The 17,021-nt window shown below is 70.3% G+C and carries 7 protein-coding genes and 1 riboswitch; of the genes, 2 read left to right on the forward strand and 5 right to left on the reverse strand.

Translation table 11 applies throughout. The features are described from left to right. Window positions 1-133 (forward strand): integrase core domain-containing protein (locus ASG69_RS22185; protein ID WP_156380529.1); only part of this gene is annotated, 133 nt, incomplete at its 5' end. Here the strand turns inward: ASG69_RS22185 and ASG69_RS13580 are convergent. The 5 genes from ASG69_RS13580 to ASG69_RS13600 form a co-directional block, all read right to left on the reverse strand. Next, entirely contained in the window at window positions 130-969 is an 840-nt protein-coding gene (locus tag ASG69_RS13580; RefSeq protein ID WP_056447645.1) for an ABC transporter permease, read from the reverse strand. The genes ASG69_RS22185 and ASG69_RS13580 overlap by 4 nt on opposite strands. Beyond that, window positions 966-1,970: an ATP-binding cassette domain-containing protein gene (locus ASG69_RS13585; protein WP_056447647.1), complete on the reverse strand. Its 1,005-nt coding sequence runs from the start codon at window positions 1,968-1,970 to the stop codon at window positions 966-968. Before ASG69_RS13585 ends, ASG69_RS13580 begins: the two co-directional genes overlap by 4 nt. Beyond that, window positions 1,967-12,472, reverse strand: a complete 10,506-nt coding sequence (locus ASG69_RS13590; RefSeq protein WP_162246783.1) for a non-ribosomal peptide synthetase — start codon at window positions 12,470-12,472, stop codon at window positions 1,967-1,969. The genes ASG69_RS13585 and ASG69_RS13590 overlap by 4 nt, the downstream gene beginning before the upstream one ends. Window positions 12,473-12,649: 177 nt before the next feature. Beyond that, a complete protein-coding gene (metX, locus tag ASG69_RS13595) occupies window positions 12,650-13,801 on the reverse strand; it encodes a homoserine O-acetyltransferase MetX (protein ID WP_082544637.1) in 1,152 nt (383 codons plus the stop codon). Beyond that, window positions 13,798-15,153, reverse strand: a complete 1,356-nt coding sequence (locus ASG69_RS13600) for a bifunctional o-acetylhomoserine/o-acetylserine sulfhydrylase (protein WP_082544638.1) — start codon at window positions 15,151-15,153, stop codon at window positions 13,798-13,800. The genes metX and ASG69_RS13600 overlap by 4 nt, the downstream gene beginning before the upstream one ends. A 227-nt stretch (window positions 15,154-15,380) precedes the next feature. After that, window positions 15,381-15,499, reverse strand: a riboswitch (SAM riboswitch). A 296-nt stretch (window positions 15,500-15,795) separates the two neighbouring features. Between ASG69_RS13600 and ASG69_RS13605 the strand changes: the two genes are divergently transcribed. Further along, window positions 15,796-16,947 (forward strand): MFS transporter, encoded by a 1,152-nt coding sequence (locus tag ASG69_RS13605; RefSeq protein ID WP_027503756.1) that lies wholly within the window; start codon window positions 15,796-15,798, stop codon window positions 16,945-16,947. The last annotated feature ends 74 nt before the right edge of the window (window positions 16,948-17,021 follow it).

Here is a 17,021-nt window from a genome sequence, read left to right on the forward strand (position 1 = left end):
CGACGAAGCCCGCGCAGCGACCTACCAGGACTGGGTCCATCACTACAATCACCACCGACCCCACACAGGCATCGACGGCAAGTCACCCATCGAGCGACTCACCGTCCACAACCTCCCCGCGAAGAACAACTAGCCCTCGCGTGAGCGGGTCACCCGCAATGTCAACGGGACGAAGATCGCGAGGATCAGCAGCGAGACGATCACCGAGTACAGCATCGGGTGTGTCGACGCCCAGTTGATCGGTTCGCGGATCGCGACGGACGGCGCGGTGGGATTGCCGAACGACTCGCGCGTCGACCGGGCCACCGAGGTGATCGGATTCCACTGTGCGACAGCGCGGAGCGGACCCGGCAGCGTCGAGGACGGCACGAACGCGGACGAGATGAACGTGATCGGGAACAGAATGATCATGAGCGCGCTCTGGGCACTCTCGGCAGTGCTGGCGACGGATCCGACCACGGCGCCGATCCACGACATGGCGAAGCCGAAGAACATCAGCAGCAGTACGGCGCCCAGCGCGTCGAGAGCGCTCCCGCGGATACGCCACCCGACGGCGTAGCCCGCGCCGATCATCACGGCGATGCTCACCACCGACACGAGCATGTCGGAGAGAGTGCGCCCCAGCACGATGGACAGACGCGACATCGGCAGCGAGTGGAACCGGTCGACGATGCCCTCCTTGCTGTCGGTCGCGAGCCCGATGGCGGTGAACGCGGCGCTGAACACGACGGTCTGCGTGAAGATGCCGCCCATGAGGAACTCGCGGTAGGTGGCACCGCCCAGTGCTCCGCCGAAGACGTAGCTGAAAAGCAGGACGAACATGAGGGGCTGAATCGTCGCTCCGAGCAACAACTGTGGGACCCGCAGGATGGTCAGCAGGTTGCGCTGGGTCATGGTCACGCAGTCGACGAGGAAGCTCGAGGCGTTCTGCTCCCGGACTCCGCGGGGACCGACCAGTTCGGCGGTCATGCGGTGGCCGTCGCGAGGGCGGCGGCGGGGGACGCGCTACCGGTCGACTGGAAGAAGACGTCGTTGAGATCGGGCACGTTCACCCGCGCGTCGCCGACACGGATACCGGTGCCGTGCAGGCGACTCAGCACGTCGACCATGGATTCGCTGCCCCACGGCGCATCCACCGTGAACCACCCGGCAGACGCAGAGGCGCGGTGCACGCGGAAGTTCATCCGCGGGAGCAGATCCGCTGCCAGGCGCAGGTCACGAGGGTCGGCGAGGCGCACCTCGACGGACGGCGGACGGACGCGCGACTTCAGATCGGACGGGGTGCCCCTGGCCACGACGACACCGCCGTCGACGACGACGATCGCGTCGGCCAGTCGGTCGGCCTCCTCGAGATACTGGGTGGTGAGCAGCACTGCCGTTCCGTCCGCCTTGAGGTCGGTGACGATGTCCCACATGTCGTTCCGACTGCGGGGGTCGAGACCGGTGGTGGGTTCGTCGAGCACGATGAGGGGTGGCCGCGCCACCAGCGCGCCCGCCAGATCGAGACGACGGCGCATACCGCCGGAGAATGTGGAGACCGAGCGGGTTCCCGTGTCGTCGAGGCGGAACCGGGTGAGGAGCTCGCGCGCCCGCGCGCGTGCGTCTCGGCTGCTGAGCCCGTAGAGCCGCCCGAGCATACGGAGGTTCTCGTAGCCGGTGAGCCGACCGTCGACGGCGGCGTACTGGCCGGACAGCCCGATGAGCCCACGCACAGTGCGCGGGTCCTTCACGGCGTCCACGCCCGCGACGTGGACGGAACCCGACGTGGGCCGAATCAGTGTCGCGACGATCCGCACGGTGGTGGTCTTGCCTGCGCCGTTGGGGCCGAGCACCGCGGTGACCTGTCCCGCAGCGGCCGTGAGGTCGACGCCGTCGAGGGCCCGGTGCGTGTTACGTCGTCCCGTGTAGTCCTTGACCAACGATCGGACGTCGACGGCGAGAGTCGCTCCTCCGGAGAGTCCGGCGGTCACCGGGCACCGGCGAGCAGCGCCGGACGCACACCGCCGAGGCGACGTGCGACGGCGGCCAGCGCGTCCGGCGTGCCCATCGCGTTGTGCGGGACGTCGACGGGGTAGTCGGTGATCGACCCGGCGATGTAGCGCCGCCATGCCCACGGCGTGAGGGTGGGATCGGAATCGACGGTCGCGGAGAAGAACTGGAGATCGCCCGAGAACCGGGCCGGGGTGTGGTCGTGGCCGAGGTCGACGAAAAGCTGGTAGCGCTCGTACAGCCGTCGCATCTGCCCCTCGTCGAGATGGGCGGTCGGTCCCCCCGCGCCGCGGATCATGGCGATGGCCTCGTCGAGATCGATGTCGTCGTCGACGGTCACCTCGAGAGGAAGGAACTCACGCATCAGCGACGCCACGGACATCTCGGTGCGCGGGCGGTCGCTGCCGGCGAGGGGATACGCGTCCATGACGAACAGTTCGACCTCGTCGCCGAGCTTCTCGATCTCCACGGCCATCGCGTGGGCGATGAGACCGCCGAGTGACCACCCGAGGAGTCGATAGGGGCCGGTGGGGAACTGGGCGCGCACGGTGTTGACGTAGTCGCGCGCGATCTCCGCGACCGACGCGGGCTCGGGTGCGGGGATGCCGATGCCGCGGGCCTGCAGACCCAGCACCGGGATCGACGGATCGAGGTGTGGCAGCAGTCCGGTGTAGCTCCAGGAGAGCCCGATCGCCGGATGCACGCAGATGAGGGGAGTCACACCGTCGTCGCCGGCACGCAACGGCAGCACCGCGTCGGTGCTGGTGCGGCGGACCGGTGGCTTCGGGGTGCGAGCGGACGGCTCGGCGACGGGCGGGGGTGCCGCGTGTGATCCGGTCCTCGTGGCGGTTCCGTTGGCTGCGGACCCATTCGTGCCCGAGCCGTTCGTGGAGGAACCGTTCGCGTGGCTGCCGCCGTCGCCTCGGGTGCCGTGATTGTCGTCGAGCATGATCAGCTCCTGTAAGCGAGCGGACAACGCAGCCGGGGTGGCTGCGTCGAAGAACCAGGTGACGTCGATGGAATCGGGGTCGACGTCGGTAGCGATGTCGGCACGGAGGCGCTCACGTAGGACGTCCATGACCCGCACCGCGGCGAGGGAGTTCCCGCCGAGAGCGAAGAAGTCGTCGTCCGGGTCGACGGCGTCCACCCCGAGCACGTCGGCGAAGACGCTCCGGACGGTGTCGAGCAACGACCGGGCGGGCGCGATCGCCGTGGCGGTGGTCGCCCGGGCAGGTGCGGCGCTCAGATGATCTGGAGCCAGCGGTTCGAGCCGGCCCAGGGGGATGAGCAGTGCGCGTCGGTCGACCTTGCCGTGCGGGGTGCGCGGCAACGACGAATGCACGGTGACCGTCGCGGGGACGAGGGCACGGGGGAGCTTCTCGGCGGCGAAGCTCCGCAGGGCGGCGGAGTCGACGGTGCCGTGCACCGTGACGTGTGCCGCGAGCGCCGCGCCGACGGAGTTCTCCTCGACGACGACGGCCACCGACGTCACGGCCGGATGTGCGGCCAGCACGGCCTCCACCTCGGCGGGTTCGATGCGGACACCGCGGATCTTCCTCTGGGTGTCCGATCGGCCCGTCATCTCGATCATGCCGTCGGATGCGACCCGCACCAGGTCGCCGGTGCGGTACGTCCGGCCGCCCGGGCGGCCGGACGGGTCGGCCACGAAGCGTGCCGCCGTGAGCCCCGGGCGTCCCGGATAGCCCTGTGCCACTCCGGGTCCGGAGATGTACAGCTCACCCACGTCGCCGTCGGCGACCTCGGCAAGTGTCGTGTCGAGCACGCGCAGGGCGGTCCCGGGCACGGCGAGTCCGATGTGGGGTGCGCGGCCGGCGCGCTGGACGCCCGTCGTCGCCGCCACCGTGGTCTCGCTGGGGCCGTAGGCGTTGACCATGCGGCGACCCGGGGCCCACGCCTCGAGCAGAGCCGCGGGAAGCGCCTCGCCGCCGGTGCCCACCGACCGCACGCCGGACACGGTGTGAGGATCCAGGGTCGCCAGCGCGGCAGGCGTCAGGAACAGCACGTCCACGCGCTCACGCTCGATCAGGGCCTCGAGCGCCCTGCCGGCGTAGGCGGCGGGCGGCGCGACCACGGACGTCGATCCGCGGATCACCGTCAGCAACATCTCGAGGATCGCCGCGTCGAACCCCGGTGACGCCGCGTGCAGGACGCGAGACGTCCGGTCGGTGTCGAACGCGGTTCCGAGGGCGACGGCGAGGCTCTCGATGCCGCGATGGGTGACGCCGACGGGTTTCGGGCGCCCGGTCGTTCCCGAGGTGTAGACGAGGTAGGCGACGTCGTCGAGGCTGCGCCGGACCGCGGCCGGCAGGGCCGCGTCGGGCGTGGAGGGGTGATCGGGCGTTCCGTCGGTGTCGAGGGTCCACCACCTGACGGCGTCCGGCGCGACCACGGGATCCGAGGCCGCTCGCAATGCCAGGACGGGTTTCGCGTCGTCGAGGATGTAGCTCAGACGTTCCTCGGGATACGTCGGATCGAGAGGGAGGATCGTCGCACCGGTCCTCGCGACGGCCCAGAACGCCGTCACCGAGGACGCGGACCGGCTCATCGCGAGCGCCACGGTACGTCCGGGCCCGGCGCCGGCTGCGCGGAGTCGGTCGGCGAGAGCGTCTGCAGCGGTGAGGAGTTCACCGTAGGTGCGGGTGCCCTCGGGAGCGACTACGGCCACGCGCTCCGGGGAGTTGCGCGCGACACGCTCGACCAGCACGTCCAGGAGCTCCGTCTCGGACGGGAGGCGGGACGGGCCCGTGAGGCTCGCGATCGACAGTGCGGGATCGGACGTGGCGCGGTCCAAGGTGTCCACCACGGCGTCGGCCAGGTGACGAGCGGTGCTGGGCAGGAACAGGTCTCGGGCATAGGTGACCGACACGTCGGCACCACCGTCCGTCCGGGCGCGGACGGTCACGACGAGATCGAAGGCGGATCGCTCCACGGGCAGGCGGAGCGCGGAGACGGTGCGCCCGCCGAGGTCGAGGTGCAGCGGCGGAGCGGCGTGGACCGAGAGCATGATCTGGACGATCGGGTGGCGTGCCGAATGACGCTCGGGCTGCAGTGTCGACACCAGCGTCTCGAACGGAACCGCGGCATGGTCGAGCGCCGCGAGATCCCGGTCCCGCACCAGCTCGACGACCTCGTCGAAGGTGGATGCCAACGACACCGGCACCCGCAGCGCGAGGGTGTTCACCGCCATGCCGACCATCGACTCGGCTCCGGCGCGGTCCGCGTAGGGGGTGCCGACGACGACGTCCGCCGTTCCGAGCAGCGGGTCGACCCCGGGGGTGTGCGCGGCCAGCACGGCGGCCAGTGCTGCGTGCACCACCATGAACTCGGTACCGCGGTGATCGGCCGCACAGGCCAGCACGCGTTCGCGGACCTGCGGACTCAGGACCGCGTCGACGACGTCGGCGCGGCCGGTGGGCCGGTCGGGGCGCGGGCTGTCCAGAGGTACCGAGTGCACGGGGGGAGCACCGTCCAGGGCGGAGCGCCAGAAGTCGACGGCGCGGGTGTGGTCGGCGCTGCCCACCGAGAGTGTGAGTGCCAGCGCGTGATCGATGTACTGCACCGGCTCCGTCGGCCACACCGGTGCGACTCCCGTGCGGCGAGCCTCGTAGGCCAGCAGCAGGTCGGTGGTGAGCGGCGCCACCGATTCGCCGTCGGCGGCGATGTGATGGACCGCGACGCCGACGACGTGGCTGTGCTCCGACAGGCGCACCACGACGGCACGGACGGGAGCCTCGATCGCGAGATCGAACCGTCGCCGGGCGACGTCGTCGAGTGCCGCCTGCACCTCGGGCGCCGACGGATCGAGGTCGGAGTCGGAGGGAGTGACCAGCTCGACGTAGACGGGAGCGGCGTCGAGGACCACCTGCACCGGCTCGCCCGCGACCGTGGGATACACGGTGCGCAGCGATTCGTGCCGCGCGACCACGTCGTTCACGGCTGCACCGACGGCGTCGACGTCGAGCGGACCCTCCACGAGCAGTCCGGCCACGATCGTGTACGCCGTGGCGGTGCTCGCCACCTTCGACGAGAACCACATCGACAGCTGCGCCGGCGTCAGCGGGACGGGATCGGGTCGCTCCGCGGGTGTCACCGCGGCGGCCGATGGGAGGGTGCCCGAATCTGTTGTCAGGTCGGTGAACTCGGGCAGTTCGGCGAGCTCGGCGACCGTGGGTCGATCGAAGATGGTGCGCACGGCGACGGGCACACCGGTGACCTCGGTGATGCGTGCGGCGTAGCGCGTCGCGGTCAGCGACGTTCCGCCGAGCGCGAAGAAGTCCGCTGTGACACCGACCCGCTCGACTCCCAGGACCTGCGCGAGCACACCCGCGAGGGCTGCCTCCGCGGCGGTTCCGGGAGCGCGGTCGTCCTCGTCGACGAGGGCGGACGGCATCGGCAACGCCGCACGGTCGAGCTTGCCCACCGGTGTCAGCGGAAACGCGTCCACGACGACGATCGCGGTGGGCACCATGTGACGCGGCAGTCGAGTGCGGGCGAGGCGGAGCAGATCGCTCGATCGCAGGGCGGCCGACTCGTCGACGACGGGATGGACGAAGGAGACGAGCAGGGTCTCGCCGGTCGGTCCGGGCGTCGTCAGCGTGACGGCTCCACCGACACCCGGTGCCGACGCGAGCACGGCGTCGATCTCGCCGAGCTCGATCCGCAGACCACGGATCTTGACCTGGAAGTCGCTGCGACCGGTGATGCGGACGACCGGTTCGGTGCTGTCGGGATCGGCCGCGAAGGTCCACCGGGCCAGGTCGCCGGTGCGGTAGGTCCGGCTTCCCGGCGGGCCGAACGGGTCGGCGACGAAGCGTGTCGCCGTGAGGCCCGGCCGGTCGAGGTAACCCCGTGCGAGTTGTACTCCGGCGAGGTGCAGTTCGCCCTCGACTCCGGGCAGCACCGGTTGCAGCGAGGCGTCGAGCACGGTTGCCCGCATCCCGGCGACGGGGCGCCCGAGTGCGACGTCGTCACCCTCGTGCAGCGTCCTGGCGTGGGTGCAGATCGCGGTCTCGGTGGGCCCGTAGATGTTGATGACGGTGCGTCCGGGCGCGACCGCATCGAGTAGTTCCGAGCCGAAGTTCTCGCCGCCGACGCCGAGTGCGGACAGTAGCACCGGGTCGCCGGGGACGAGGTCGTCGGCGGAGAGCGTCGACAGGACGGAGGGGGTGAGAAAGCAGTGCGTCACGTCGTGGCGGCGCAGCAGCGTCGCCAGTTCCGTACCGCCCACGACTCCCGGGGGCACCACCACCAGCGCGCCTCCGGATCCGAAGGCGAGGCCCAGTTCCAGCATCGAGGCGTCGAAACTGGGAGAGGCGAAGGCGAGCACGCGGGCGTCGGTGTCCGCCCCGTAGGCGCGCACCAGTTCGCTGGTGATGTTCGCGTATCCCTGACGTGTGACCTGGACGCCCTTGGGGCGTCCGGTCGTTCCCGACGTGTAGGTGACGTAGGCCGTGCAGCCGAGCGGAACGACCCAGCCACCGTCGTCGGGACACGTCGGGACGTTCTCGTCGGCGAACAGTGAGTCGGTCGTGGACCACAGGAAGCCGTCGCTCGGGACGTCCGAGGGATCGGAGCAGACGGCGTGCAGCGTCTTGCTGTCCCGCACCATGAACGAGCGCCTGTCCGCCGGGTAGTCGGGATCGACCGGCACGATGGCACCGCCGGCGCGTGAGACGGAGAGGATCGCGGCCACCGACTCGGTCGAGCGTCGCAACAGGCCGATCACACGCGTGTCGGCGGAGACGCCGTTGTCCACGAGGCGTGCAGCGCCGCGGGCGACGAGTGCCTCGAGCTCTGCGTAGGTGGTCCGCCGGTCGCCTTCGACCACGGCCACCGCGTCCGGAGTGACCGCGGCGTGATGCGCCACGAGAGCGTCGAGCGCGGAGGTCGAGTCCGTCGACCGAGCTCGCGCTCGTTCCCGCATCGGTACCGTCGCCGCGCGCTCGGGAGGCAGCAGGACGTCGATGTCGGCGACGAGCGCGTCGGGGTCGGCGGCGATCGCGTCGAGCACGGCCAGCAGTCGATCGAGGACTGCCCGCGCGGTGCGCTCGTCGAACAGGTCGGTGGCATAGGTGAGATCGATGCTCGACCGGGGGCCGGCATGCCCGGGTGACTCGTCGAGCACCAGTTCCAGGTCGTACTTCGCCCGCGCGACGTCGATCCCGTGGGCGGTCACCCGTGCATCGCCCACCGCGCCCGACGTGTCCGGCGTGCTGCGGGTGGTGAGCATGACGTCGAACAGCGGGTGGCGGCCCGGAGTGCGCGGTGGGTCGAGGAGATCGACGAGGGTGTCGAAGGGCATGTCCGCTCGGGCCAACGCGTCCAGGTCGGCCGCCCGCACGGCGTCGAGATGGTCGGCGATGGTCGCCGCGCCGTCGACCACGGTGCGCAGCACCACGGAATTGACGAACATGCCGACGACCCCGTCGAGGTCCGGGTGATCGCGTCCGGCGACGGCGGTGCCGATGGTGACGTCGTCGCCTGCTCCGGACCGACTCAGCACCAGGACCAGTGCGGCGTGCACGATCATGAAGTGGGACAGGCCGACTCGGCGGGCGAGGGCATCGACGTGCACTCCACGATCGCCGTCGAGGACGACGGACACCGTCGCGCCCTGTCCGGACGGTTCCGCGCGACGCGGGCGATCGGCACCGGGAGTGGGGACGTCGGGGAGATCCGCGAGCGCGTCGGCCCACCAGGCCGCGGACGTCGCGAGAGCCGACTCCGGATCGTCCGCGGACCCGAGTGCCAGCCGCTTCCATTCCGAGGCGTCGGCGTACTGCACGGGCAGCGGGGACCACGCCGGGGTGCGACCCTCGAGCCGCGCGGAGTACGCGACGACGAGGTCCGTGGCCAGCACGCCGAGCGACCACCCGTCGACACACACGTGGTGGAGGACGAGTGCCAGGACGTGATCGGCCGCCGGTCCGGACGTGCCGGCGACGCGGACGATCCGGGCGCGCAGGGGCAGGTCGACGGCGAGATCGAAGGGGCGGGACGCGACGTCCGTCAGCGCCGGGAGGACGGCGTCCGTGTCCGGCGCGTCGAGCACGTCGACATCGAACAGAGCTGTGGCCGTGTCGATGTCGAGGACACGCTGCACGGGTCCGTCGACGGCGTCGTCGCGGTCGAAGAGTGTGCGCAGGCTCTCGTGACGATCGAGGACGTCGAGAAGCGCGGCCCGCGCCGCCTCGACCGAGAACGTACCGGTGACGCGGAGAGCGAGCGGCACGTGATAGGTCGCCGACGGCCGGTACTGCTCGATCCACCACATGCTGCGCTGGGACGGCGAGGCGGGGATCGGCACGGAACGGTCGACGGGCACGGGGCCGTCCTGATCGCCGGTGGACGGGGTGCCGTCGTCCAGGTGCAGTGCGAGCGCTTCGACCACGGGATGCCGGAACACCTCGCGAACCCCGAGGGCATGGCCCCCCACCGCGGAGATCCGGGCGGCGACCCTCGTCGCGAGCAGGGAGTTGCCGCCCAGTTCGAAGAAGTCGTCGGTGGCGGCCACGTCGTCGAGGCCGAGGACGTCGGCGAGGACGCTGGCCACCAGGAGTTCGTTCTCCGATTCCGGAGCGCGCGCGGGACGGCTCTCACGGGCACGCGGTTCGGGGAGGCGTCGCCTGTCGATCTTGCCGTTCGGCGTCAACGGCATCTCGTCCAGGATCGTGAGCCGGTTCGGCACCATGTAGTGGGGGAGCAGAAGAGCGAGATCGTCGAGCAGCGTGTCGGCGACGGCGCCCGCGTGCGTCATGCGCACGTAGCCCTCGACGGTGCGGAGGGTGCCGTCACCGCGGACCACCACGGCGGCGTCCGCGACGTCGGGCAGCGCGCGCAGCGCCTCCTCGATCTCGCCGAGCTCGATCCGGAATCCGCGCACCTTCACCTGGCTGTCCCGGCGCCCGAGGTAGACCAGGGTGCCGCGGGAGGTCCACTTCACCAGATCGCCTGTGCGGTAGAGCCTGTCGGAGTGTCCGAACGGATCGGCGACGAAACGTTCGGACGTGAGGGCGGTACGGCCGAGGTACCCGCGAGCGATGCCGGTACCGCCGAGGTAGAGCTCACCCACACAGCCGGGCGGTGTCAGTGCGAGCGAGCTGTCGAGGACGAAGGCGCGGATACCCGGGAAGGGCGACCCCAGCTCCACCTCGTGTTCGGCGACCAGGGGACCGAACGTCACCGCCACCGTGCTCTCGGTCGGCCCGTACACGTTGACCATCCGGCGTCCGGGCGCCCACTCGTCCACCAGCGCGACCGGGACGACGTCCCCGCCGACTCCGATGGCACGCGGACCCGCGCCCGGCGCCACAGGAACGGTGGCGAGGGCCGAGGGCGTGATGAAACCGGCGTCGATGCGCTGGGAGTCGAGCACCTCGGCCAGCTCCTCGCCCCCGTGCACGTCGGTCGGCACGACGACCAGCGTCCCGCCGGACCCGAAGGCCAGCACCATCTCGAGGACGGAGGCGTCGAATCCCGGTGACACGAAGTGCATCACCCGCGCGCCGCGCGGCAGACGATGCGCCGAGACGGCCGCGTACGTCATCGCGGCGAAGCCCCGGTGCGTCACCGCGACGCCCTTCGGCGTCCCCGTGCTGCCGGAGGTGTAGATCACGTAGGCGAGGTCGTCCGGTCCGGGGCGCCGTGCTCCCACGAGGCCCTCGCCGGTGAGCGGTGCTCTGTCCTCGTCGACGAGGACCCATTCGACCTGCGCGGGAAGCGAATTCACCAGTGCGCTCGTCGTGATACCGACCAGTGCGCCGCTGTCGCCGATGATGGTGGTGATCCGGTCGGCAGGCAGGGCGGGGTCGACCGGCACGTATGCGCCGCCCGCTTTCGCGATGGACCAGGCCGAGGTGACGGACACGTGGGAGCGGGGGAGCGCGGACACGACCATGACGTCGGGACCGACACCCAGATCGAGCAACTCGCGGGCCAGGGCGTCCGAGCGGCGGTCGAGCTCGGGATAGGAGAGTGCGATGTCGCCGTCGACGACGGCGGGCACCTTCTCGCCCAGCACCAGCCCGTGCGTGAGGATGTCGGCGAATGTGGCGAACGGCGGCACCAGCGGATCGAGTGCCGGCAGGACGGCGGCGCGGTCCTCGTCGGTCACGAGGGACAGCGCGCGCAGCGGTGTGTCGACGTCGGCCTCGGCGAAGTCGACGAGGAAGCGGGCGAACCGTTCGCTGTGGACGACCAGTTCGTCGGCCGTGTACAGGGCGGGGTTGCCCTCGAGGTCCACCCGCAGGCGACCCGTGGTGGTGCTCTCGTGCACCGTCACGGCCATGTCCGCGGTCGGTCCGGAGGTCAGTAGTTCGAGATCGGCCGGGATGTCGCCCAGCACCACACGTTCGCCGAACATCATGAGGTTGATGGTGGGACCGAGGGTGACGCCGGGGGCACCGAGCAGGTGGGCGATCTCCGAGGCGGGAAGCAGCTGGTGGCGGAGTGATTCGCTGACGCGGTTCCCGACCTCGCGGACCACCGAGCCGATGTCGACGCCGCCGCCGCAATGCGCGGGCACGGGTACCGCGTTGGCGGCCATGGACGCCGATTCGCGCATCCACGACGTCACGCGGGCGGCCATCGGCATCGTCAGGACGACGTCGGGTGTGTCGGTGACACGCGCGAGGAACGCGGCGAACGCGGCGGCGACGACGACCGCGACGGTGGATCCGTGACGCTCCGCCGCGTCGTGAACCGTCCGGTCCGCCGAGGTACCGAGCAGCGTGTCGCAGCGGTGGTTGAACGCGGACGGCGGCGCGACCCGCCCGGACATCGAGACCGGCTCGCCGAGGACGTCGCGCAGACCGGCCCAGTGGGCTCGATCGCGCTCGTACCGCGACGACGCCCGGTAGCGCGCCTCGGCCTCGGCGAAGGCTCGGGGATGCCGTGCTCGTGACGGCGGTGGATCCTCGCCGCGTACCAGCGCGGTGTAGATCTCGGCGGTGCGAGCGGCGGCGACCGATGCTCCGTAGCCGTCGATGGCCACGTGATGGCCGCGGGCGTACCAGTAGTGGTGGTCCTCGGCCAGGGTGATGACGGCGGTGTAGCCCAGCGCGTCCCGATACATGTCGAGGGGACGGGTGAACTCCGTCATGATCTCGGCCGCCGCCTCCTCGGGAAACTCGTCGTCGCTGACGTCGATGCGATCGAGGTCGATGTCGAGGAGCGAGAGGTCGAGCCGCTGGCGGAGCGAGTCGGAGTCGACGCGCTCGTCCTGCGCGTCACTCGTGACGAGTCGGGTGAGCATCGAGCCGGTGTCGAGAGTGGCGAGGCGCATGGCCTGCTCGAGAAGATCGACGTCGAGCGGGCCGCGGATGTCCATGTAGTGCGCGACGGCGAAGGTGACCTCGGGGTCGAGTTCCTGCAGCAACCACATGTCCCGCTGCGCGCGGGTGAGATCGAAGACCTCCGTGTAGTCGTCCGCTCCCGCGCCCGAGCCCGGGTGATCGTCCGACATGCTGTTCCCCCGGCTCGCTCGCATCCCCACGGTGGGCCCTTCGGTCACCGCAGCGTCGAGCGCTGCGGTGCAGACCACACGATGTCGAACACTAACAAACCAGAAACTTGATTTCCCTCGTCCTCGAGGACTTCAGGTTTCTTTGTGAGAGTTGCCAAGCTCAGGGGAGCGTGAGGGTCAGTCCTTCGCCGCGAGTGCGTCGGAGGCCAACGCCATGGTGGCCACGAGCATCGTGGACACCGCGTCGGGCTCGGTGAGGAAGCCGTCGTGGCCGTCGCGCGAGGAGATGATGCGCAACCCGTCGCACCCGGGGATCAGATCGGCGATCTCCTGCTGCTGCCGCAGGGGGTACAGCCGGTCGGAGTCGACGCCGCCCACGATGGTGGGCGTGCGGACCGACCTCAGGGCCGCCTCGAGCCCGCCTCGCCCGCGGCCCACGTCGTGCCGGTTCATGGCCTCCGACAGCAGCACGTAGGTCCCGGCGTCGAAGCGGTCGACGAGCTTGGTCGCCTGATGCTCGAGGTAGCTCGCGATCGCGTAGCGCCCGCCGTTCAGCGGGTCCTCGCCGATCTGGGGCTCGTTGCCGAACCGGGCGTCGAGTTCGTGCTCGGTGCGGTAGGTGAGGTGCGCGATGCGCCGAGCGACGGCGAGTCCGGCACGCGGAGCGCGACCGGAGGCGTGATAGTCACCGCCCTGCCAGTCGGGGTCGGCGGTGATGGCTGCGATCTGCGTGGTCTGGGTGCCGATCTGGTCCGCGGACGCGCGCGCACCGACGGCGAGCACCAGTGCCGAGGCGACACGGTCCGGGTAGGAGACCAGCCACTCGAGAGTGCGCATACCGCCCATGGAGCCGCCGACGACCGCCGCGAAGCGGTCGATGCCGAGGGCGTCGGCGACCATGCGCTCCGCCGCCACCTGGTCGCGGATGGAGATGGCCGGGAATCGGGATCCCCACGCGACACCGTCCGGATCGAGCGACGCGGGACCCGTGGTACCTCGGCACCCGCCGAGCACGTTCGTCGCCACCACGCACCAGCGATCGGTGTCGAGGGGTGCGCCGGGACCCACCATGCCGGTCCACCACCCGGGCGACGGGTGATCCGGTCCGGCCGGTCCGGTGACGTGCGAGTCCCCGGTGAGCGCGTGCTGGACGAGAACGACGTTGTCCCGCGCGGGCGAGACCTCGCCCCACCGCTGCACGGCGACCGTCGCGTCGGGAACCACGCGTCCGCTCTCGAGGGGAACGTCGCCGATGTGCACGGTGCCCACCTGCCCGTCCGCCGGCGGAAATGCCGACGGACGGGCAGGCGAGTGGAGATCGAGTGTCAAGATGCGGCCCGGAAACCCTTCTCCAGATCGGCCAGGATGTCGTCGATTCCCTCGATACCGACTGCGAGTCGCACCAGGCCCGGAGTGACTCCGGAGGCCAGCTGCTCCTCGGGCGTCAACTGCGAGTGCGTCGTCGACGCGGGATGGATCACCAGTGAACGCACGTCTCCGATATTAGCGACATGGCTGTGCAGCTCCAGCGCATCCACGAAACGCTTGCCCGCGTCGACACCGCCCGCGAGTTCGAACGCCACGATGGCACCCGCTCCGCGCGGGGCGAGTTCCTGTCCGCGCTCGTACCACGGGGAGGACGGCAACCCGGCGTAGTTCACGCTCGTCACCTCCTCGCGCTGCTCGAGGAACTGTGCGACCGACGTCGCGTTCTGCACGTGTCGCTCGAGGCGCAGGGACAGTGTCTCGATGCCCTGGCCGATGAGGAACGCGTTGAACGGGGAGACCGCCGCGCCGATGTCGCGCAGCAGCTGCACGCGGGCCTTGAGTGCGAAGGCCGGAGCGCCGAGATCGGCGAACACCACACCGTGGTAGCTGGGATCGGGGGTGGTGAAATTGGTGAAGCGACCCTGTGTCCAGTCGAAGCCACCGCCGTCGACGATGACGCCGGCGATCGCGGTGCCGTGGCCGCCGAGGTACTTGGTGGCCGAGTGCACCACGATGTCCGCACCGTGCTTCAGAGGCTGGATCAGATACGGCGTCGCCACGGTGTTGTCGACGATCAACGGGATGCCGTGGCGGTGTGCCACGTCGGACACTCCGCGGATGTCGAAGATGTCGTTCTTCGGGTTGGAGATGGTCTCGCCGTAGAACGCCTTGGTCTCGGGGCGGACGGCCTTCTCCCACTGGTCGAGGTCGTCCGGATCGTCGACGAAGGACACGGTGATGCCCAGCTTGGGCAGCGTGTAGTGGAAGAGGTTGTACGTGCCGCCGTACAGACGGGGGCTGGAGACGACGTGGTCGCCGGTCTCGGCGATGTTCAGGATCGCCAGCGTCTCGGCGGCCTGGCCGGACGAGACGAGCAGTGCGGCGACGCCGCCCTCGAGCGAGGCGATGCGCTGCTCGACGACGTCCTGCGTCGGGTTCATGATGCGGGTGTAGATGTTGCCCGGCTCGGCGAGCCCGAACAGCGCGGCGGCGTGGTCGGTGTTGTCGAACGTGTAGGACGTCGTCTGGTAAATCGGCAGGGCGCGCGCGTGGGTGGTGACGTCGGGAACCTGTCCGACGTGCACCTGCCGCGTCTCGAAGCTCCAGTTCAGTGCCGGATCCTCGACGGGTGCTCCGGCTGCGTCGACGACGTCGCCCTCGGTGGCACCGGTGTCGGAAGTGTGATCGGTCATGGGTGTCGTGCTCCTCGTGGGGGTGGTGCTCGAGTGGAGTGCTCGAGTGGGATCCACGTCGGCAGCCGCCACGCCCGCAGCACGAGAGGCACCTCACCGTGTGCAGAGCGCAGTAGGCGAGCCGATCTTCGTGGAGAGAAGGGTCGGGGCCTATCGCCGGCTACAACACAGTCGGTGGGAGAACATGGGTACCTCCGAGATCGTCGGTCGGTGGGCCCGAGGAGACGGGCCCGCGCTTGCTCTCGGCCCGTGCGGGCCGAGTAACCCGGTCATCACCCGGGGCACCCCACCGCGGTTGGAGGGTTGCCGGCCAGCAAGCCGGGGCTCGATGCTGGCACTCATGACCTTGGCGGGAATGGTAGCGGGTCGGGTGTCGACGGCACGAGGGTGGCCGAACTCACGATCGTTCGATTGGCGAATGATCCTGCCGACGGTCAGACTGGTCAGGTGATCGGGCGCCTCTCGGGGCGCCCGTCGTCGTTGACTACCCGAGCGCTTCTGAATCGATCATGAACGATCGACGACGGGCGCAGACCAGAAAGTGAGCTCGTGACACCCCCCTCCGTCGCGTTCGACGTCCTTCCCGCTGCTGCCGCGGACCCCGCGGCGGATCGGCTGCGGGTGCGCCGCCGACGCGTCGCGATGCTGGCGCTCGCGCTCGGCGGTTTCGGCATCGGCACCACGGAGTTCGTCTCGATGGGCCTGCTCCCGGAGATGGCGACCACGATGGGGGTGTCCGAGCCCAGCGCCGGCCACCTCATCTCCGCCTACGCCGTCGGTGTCGTGGTGGGTGCGCCCGTCATCGCCGCGCTCGCGGCGCGGGTGCCGCGGCGGACGTTGCTTCTCGCCCTCATGGTGGCGTTCACTCTCGGCAACCTGGGCACGGTGTTCGCGCCCAGCTTCCACGAGCTGATGGCCTCCCGCTTCGTCGCCGGACTGCCGCACGGCGCGTACTTCGGTGTGGCAGCGCTGGTGGCCGCCCACCTCGCCGATCCCGGTGCGCGTGCCAAGTCGGTGGCCATGGTGATGATGGGACTGTCCGTCGCCAATGTCGTCGGTGTGCCGGCGGCCACGTGGATCGGCCAGGCGTTCGGCTGGCGCAGCGCGTTCGGCATCGTCGCCGTCATCGGTGCCCTCACCGTCACCGCCCTCGCGGTGTGGCTGCCGCGACTGGACTCGATGCCCACCACGAACCCGCGGACCGAGCTGGGCGCCTTCCGGCGCACGCAGGTGTGGATGACCCTCTTCGTGGGCATGGTGGGCTTCGGCGGCATGTTCGCCGTGTACACCTACATCGCCACGACATTGACGGACGTGGCCGGTCTGTCCAAGGCCGCGGTGCCCCTGGCGCTGATGATCTACGGCCTCGGCATGGTGGTCGGCAACATGGCCGGCGGATGGATCGCGGACCGCATGCTCGTCCCCGGGCTCTTCCTGGCGATGACGTCCGTCGCGGTGAGCCTGGCGGTGTTCGTCGCCGCGGCGCACAACCCGGTGACCGCTCTGATCGTCGTGTTCCTCATCGCCGCATCGGGATCCGCCATCGTGCCCGGACTGCAGACGCGACTGATGGACGTCGCCGCCGATGCGCAGACCCTCGCCGCCTCGCTCAACCACGCGGCGTTCAACTTCGCGAACGCGCTGGGGGCCGCCCTCGGCGGCGCCGTCATCGCCGCGGGCTTCGGCTACACGGCGCCGGCCGTGGTGGGTGCCGGTCTCGCGATCGCCGGCATCGCCGTTCTGGCCACGTCGGTGGCGATGCAGCGTCGCACCGACGCTCGTCTCGCCGCCTGACGGTCCTGTCCGCCCTGTCGGATACGGTGCTGCGGTGTCTCACACCATCACGTCGGTCAACGTCAACGGAGTGC

Origin of the sequence: Rhodococcus sp. Leaf225, from assembly GCF_001426145.1 — a bacterium.
Taxonomy (GTDB): Bacteria; Actinomycetota; Actinomycetes; order Mycobacteriales; family Mycobacteriaceae; genus Rhodococcoides.

Bases quoted from the DNA above. Each gene is read 5' to 3' on its own strand.
- ASG69_RS13580 (WP_056447645.1), bottom strand. From the start codon at position 969: ATGACCGCCGAACTGGTCGGTCCCCGCGGAGTCCGGGAGCAGAACGCC.
- ASG69_RS13590 (WP_162246783.1), bottom strand. From the start codon at position 12,472: ATGTCGGACGATCACCCGGGCTCGGGCGCGGGAGCGGACGACTACACG.
- ASG69_RS13600 (WP_082544638.1), bottom strand. From the start codon at position 15,153: ATGACCGATCACACTTCCGACACCGGTGCCACCGAGGGCGACGTCGTC.
- ASG69_RS13605 (WP_027503756.1), top strand. From the start codon at position 15,796: ATGCTGGCGCTCGCGCTCGGCGGTTTCGGCATCGGCACCACGGAGTTC.